Here is a 4,942-nt window from a genome sequence, read left to right as displayed (position 1 = left end):
TCACTAATATTTTCTTCCATAATAAATGAAAAATCTATCGAGGAAAGTGAAACTAGAATTTGATTTTTCTTCACAATAAAACAAGATGTTTTAGGCTCTAAATCTAAACCAGTACCCACTTTTGTTCCAGGTAATGTTGGATTTAGAAATGATTTTACAAAAAGTGGAATTTCTTTTTTTTGTAATGGTTGTAAGGTTTTTGGATGAATAACGCTGGCGCCATAAAAAGCCAATTCGATAGCTTCTCTGTAAGAAATTTGATTTAATAAAACGGCATTTTCAAAATACCTCGGATCGGCATTTAAAACACCGGGTACGTCTTTCCAAATTGTTACACTTTCGGCTCCTAAGCAGTAAGCAAAAATGGCTGCGGTATAATCGGATCCTTCACGACCTAATGTAGTGGTAAAGTTATTTTCGTCGGCACCAATAAATCCTTGTGTAATAAATAACGATTTTTTTCTATTTATTTTAGATATCAATTTTTGGGTATGTTCCCAATTTACACTGGCATCTCTGTAATTGGCATCGGTTTTTATGTAATGACGCACATCTAACCACTGATTTTGAATCCCTGCGGCATTTAAATAATGACTTACAATAGTGGTAGAAACCATTTCTCCAATACTAATAATTTGATCGTATACAAAAGGATAATTTGGCGATTTGTTGCTTCTTACAAAATATTCTAAATCATCAAAATGCGTATTCACGTCAAAAAACACTTCATGCTCTTCATCGTCAAATAAATCTAATAAAATTTGATTGTGATATTTTCTTATGTCTTGTAAAGAAGCATATAATTCGTTTGATTTTTCAAAATAATTTTTAATTACTACTTCAAGCGCATTTGTAGTTTTTCCCATAGCGGAAATCACTAACATTACATCTTCGTATCCAACAGTTTGTAATACATTTAATACGTTTTTTATTCCTGCGGCATCTTTTACAGAAGCGCCACCAAATTTAAATATTTTCATAGTGTATCAATTACAACATTAAAATTCTAAACTCCAAATTCCAAAATTCCAAATTCCAAGTTTATAATAATTAATAATTAGTTGTTTTTTTCTATTTTACTTATAAATGTTTCTATTCCTTTTTCATCCATGTGTACCACGCGCCAATCATTTAAAACAGTTGCCCCGCTTTTTTTGTAAAATGCAATAGCTGGTGTGTTCCAATCTAAAACGTTCCATTCTATTCGTTTTACATTATCTTTTTTCCCTTGTTTTATAATTTCAGTATATAATGCAAATCCAGCGCCAGTTCCTCTTTTATTTTCTTTGACAATTAAATCTTCTAAATGAATGGTTTTGCCTTTCCAAGTAGAAAATCTATAATAAAACAAAGCTACACCAATAATTTCATTTTGTACTTCTGCTACAAATGTATAAAATAAAGGATTTTCAGAAAAGCCATCTCGTAGTAAATCTTCTACAGTAACAACAACCGCATTAGGTTCTTTTTCAAAAATAGCTAATTCTTTAATTAAAGCCAAAACTTCTGGCATATCTTTGGGCATTCCTTCTCTTATAATCATTTTTTTTGAAGCTATTTACAATTTTTTCTATGAATTCTCCTGCAAAAATAAACATCCACAAACAACATTCTAAATTAATTTCACATTATCACAAAAATAACGATATTTGTGCAACAATTCAACTCAATCGATTTCGTAATGGAACAAAGCACTAAAACCTTAGGTGAATTTATCATCGAAAACCAGAATTCCTTTCAATATTCGTCTGGCGAATTATCTCGGATTATCAACTCCATCCGTTTGGCAGCAAAAGTAGTCAACTACAAAGTAAACAAAGCTGGATTAGTAGATATTGTAGGTGCTGCTGGAGATCAAAATATTCAAGGTGAAGACCAACAAAAACTGGATGTCTATGCGAATGAAGTTTTTATTCAAACACTAATAAATCGAGAAATTGTTTGTGGAATTGCGTCTGAAGAAAACGACGATTTTATAACTGTAGCGGGTTCAGATAAAAGTCATAATAACAAATATGTGGTATTAATGGATCCACTTGACGGTTCTTCAAATATTGATGTGAACGTATCTGTTGGAACAATTTTTTCAGTTTATAGAAGAATTACTCCAGTTGGAACGCCCGTTACTTTAAAAGATTTTTTACAACCAGGAATCAATCAAGTAGCAGCAGGGTATGTTATTTACGGCACGTCAACCATGTTAGTGTATACAACTGGTTGCGGTGTTAACGGATTTACCTTAAATCCAGCTATCGGAACGTTTTATTTGTCGCATCCCAACATGAAATTTCCAGTTAATGGAAGTATTTATTCTATAAACGAAGGAAATTATGTGCATTTTCCTCAAGGTGTAAAAAATTATATAAAGTATTGCCAATTAGAAGAAAACGACCGACCATACACCTCAAGATACATCGGAAGTTTAGTATCTGATTTTCATAGAAACATGATAAAAGGCGGCATTTATATTTATCCAACAAGTTCTAAATCGCCTAATGGAAAATTACGTTTGTTATACGAATGCAATCCAATGGCTTTTATTGCCGAACAAGCAGGAGGTAAATCTTCCGATGGTTTTGGAAGTACTATGGAAATTATCCCAACTGAATTGCACCAACGCGTACCGTTTTTCTGCGGTGTAAAAAGTATGGTGGAAAAAGCAGAGGAATTCATGGAACAAGCAAAATAAAAACACAAAGCGACAGAAATGTCGCTTTTTTATTTCCTAAAAATTCTGTAAGTTTGAAAAACATTTTAAATGAAATGGTATGCAAGATTTTTTAATATATTTCAATATGGGATTAAAGCATGTGTTAGATATCGCAGCTTATGACCATGTCGTTTTTCTAATAGCGTTACTAATTCCGTACACGTTTAAAGATTGGAAACGCGTATTTTTATTGGTAAGTTTATTTACTTTAGGGCATACTTTTGCTTTAATTTTATCTGTTTTTGGGATAGTTTCTATATCGGTAACTTTGGTGGAATTCCTTATTCCTATTACAATATTAATCACTGCTTTGTATCATCTATTCACCGCGGGGAAATCTGGTAAAAAAGAGAGTATTTCTTTTGTAGTTTTAGTAACCTTGTTTTTCGGGCTAATTCATGGCCTAGGATTTTCTAATTATTTTAATACAATAATGGTGGGTTCGGGAATGTCTAAGTTAGTTCCTTTATTAGAATTTGCTTTAGGAATTGAGTCCGCTCAACTAATAGTGGTACTTTCCGTATTACTTTTTGCTTATATTCTTCAAACTTTTTTCCGTTTTTCCAAAAGAGATTGGGCTTTGGTATTGTCAGGATGTATAATTGGTGTAATTTTACCAATGATTTTACAAAGCGAAATTTTTAAATAGAAGTTATTTCACAGAGCAATACAAAGAGTTCGCAGAGTAACACAAAATTAGTATTAATTCCATATAATATGTTCTAAAAGTATTAAAGAATAAGAACTTTGTGAACCTTAGCGAGGAACTTAGCGTTTCTTTGCGGTAAATTTATTATGAAAGAAAAGAAAAAATTAAAATACGATTTAGCCTATTTACGCATGGCCACTGAATGGGGTAAGTTATCTTATTGCAAACGCAAACAAGTTGGCGCCATTATTGTTAGAGATAAAATGATTATTTCTGACGGCTATAATGGCACACCAAGCGGCTTTGAAAATTGTTGTGAAGATGAAGAAAACCTAACAAAGTGGTATGTGCTTCACGCAGAGGCAAATGCGATTTTAAAAGTAGCCCGTTCTACACAATCTTGTGAAGGCGCTACCTTGTATATTACCCTTTCGCCTTGTAAAGAATGTAGTAAATTGATTCATCAATCTGGCATAAAACGCGTGGTGTATTTAAACGAATATAAAGATACTTCTGGTGTCGATTTTTTAAGAAAAGCTGGTGTGGAAGCAGAACATTTACAAGAAATTGATGCATAAAAAACAAAGTAAATACTATATTTTTATTCCTATTATTATTGCTTTATCTTTTGTGGGCGGATTGCTTTTGGGTAGCAAATTAGATGCTTTAAGTCAAGTAAATATTGGCGCTAAAACAAAAGGAAAATTAAAATTAAATCAGCTTATTGATTTTATTGATACGGACTATGTAGATAAAATTAATACCGATTCTATTGTAGATTTAACAGTTTCCGGAATTTTAGAAAATCTAGATCCACATTCTGTTTACATTCCAAAAGAACAATTGGCTTCGATTAATGAAAATATGGAAGGCAACTTTGTAGGCATTGGCGTAAATTTTTACATGTATAAAGACACGTTAACGGTTATAAAACCCATTCCAAACGGACCTTCAGCAAAAGCTGGTATTCAATCAGGTGACAGAATTTTATTTGCCAATAACAAGCAACTTTTCAATAAAAAATACCAATCAGAAAATTTATTTTCTATTCTAAAAGGAGAAATCGATACGCCTGTTAATTTGGTAGTGTTTAGAAAATCTGAAAACAAAAGATTTAAAGTAACAATTGTTAGAAATTTAATTCCAGTAAAAAGTATAGATGTTGCAACTAAAATTAACGATAAAACAGGTTATATTAAAGTAAATCGATTTGCCGAAACTACATTTAATGAATTTCATAACGCTTTAGTTTCTTTAAAAAAGCAAGGTATTAAAGAGGTAATTATTGATTTAAGAGAAAATAGTGGCGGTTACTTAGAAATAGCAGTGGCTATGGCCGATGAATTTTTAAAAGACAAGCAAGTAATCGTTAAAACTAAAAATAAAAAAGGGAATGTAGAAGTGTCTTACGCTTCCACAAAAGGCGCTTTTGAAACAGGACGTGTCTTTGTGTTAATTGATGAAAATAGTGCTTCGGCTAGTGAGATTTTTGCTGGAGCCATTCAGGATAACGACAGAGGAACTATAATTGGACGTCGCTCTTTCGGAAAAGGATTGGTGCAACGCGAAATGAAAATGAATGA

The 4,942-nt window shown here is 32.1% G+C and carries 6 protein-coding genes; 4 read left to right on the top strand and 2 right to left on the bottom strand.

Annotated elements, in window-relative coordinates; all coding sequences use genetic code 11:
* Positions 1 to 980, bottom strand: a 980-nt coding sequence (locus tag ACIQ2I_RS07840) for an aspartate kinase (protein ID WP_396181867.1), incomplete at its 3' end; no start/stop codon positions are given.
* A 77-nt stretch (positions 981 to 1,057) separates the two neighbouring features.
* Positions 1,058 to 1,543 carry a GNAT family N-acetyltransferase gene (locus ACIQ2I_RS07835; RefSeq protein WP_396181866.1) on the bottom strand — a complete coding sequence of 162 codons (486 nt, stop codon included), beginning with the start codon at positions 1,541 to 1,543 and terminating at the stop codon, positions 1,058 to 1,060.
* 138 nt (positions 1,544 to 1,681) lie between these two features.
* Between ACIQ2I_RS07835 and fbp the strand changes: the two genes are divergently transcribed.
* The 4 genes from fbp to ACIQ2I_RS07815 form a co-directional block, all read left to right on the top strand.
* Positions 1,682 to 2,689, top strand: a complete 1,008-nt coding sequence (gene fbp / locus ACIQ2I_RS07830) for a class 1 fructose-bisphosphatase (RefSeq protein ID WP_396181868.1) — start codon at positions 1,682 to 1,684, stop codon at positions 2,687 to 2,689.
* Between the two features lie 79 nt (positions 2,690 to 2,768).
* Positions 2,769 to 3,359 carry a HupE/UreJ family protein gene (locus ACIQ2I_RS07825; RefSeq protein ID WP_396181865.1) on the top strand — a complete coding sequence of 197 codons (591 nt, stop codon included), beginning with the start codon at positions 2,769 to 2,771 and terminating at the stop codon, positions 3,357 to 3,359.
* Positions 3,360 to 3,505: 146 nt separating this feature from the next.
* Positions 3,506 to 3,937: a deoxycytidylate deaminase gene (locus ACIQ2I_RS07820; RefSeq protein WP_396181864.1), complete on the top strand. Its 432-nt coding sequence runs from the start codon at positions 3,506 to 3,508 to the stop codon at positions 3,935 to 3,937.
* A partial coding sequence (locus tag ACIQ2I_RS07815; RefSeq protein ID WP_396181863.1) for a S41 family peptidase occupies positions 3,930 to 4,942 on the top strand: 1,013 nt, incomplete at its 3' end. The genes ACIQ2I_RS07820 and ACIQ2I_RS07815, both read left to right, overlap by 8 nt.

The organism is Flavobacterium sp. (assembly GCF_044368995.1).
GTDB lineage: Bacteria > Bacteroidota > Bacteroidia > Flavobacteriales > Flavobacteriaceae > Flavobacterium.
The sequence above is the reverse complement of the archived record's forward strand: the minus strand, read 5'-3'. Positions and strand labels throughout refer to the sequence as shown.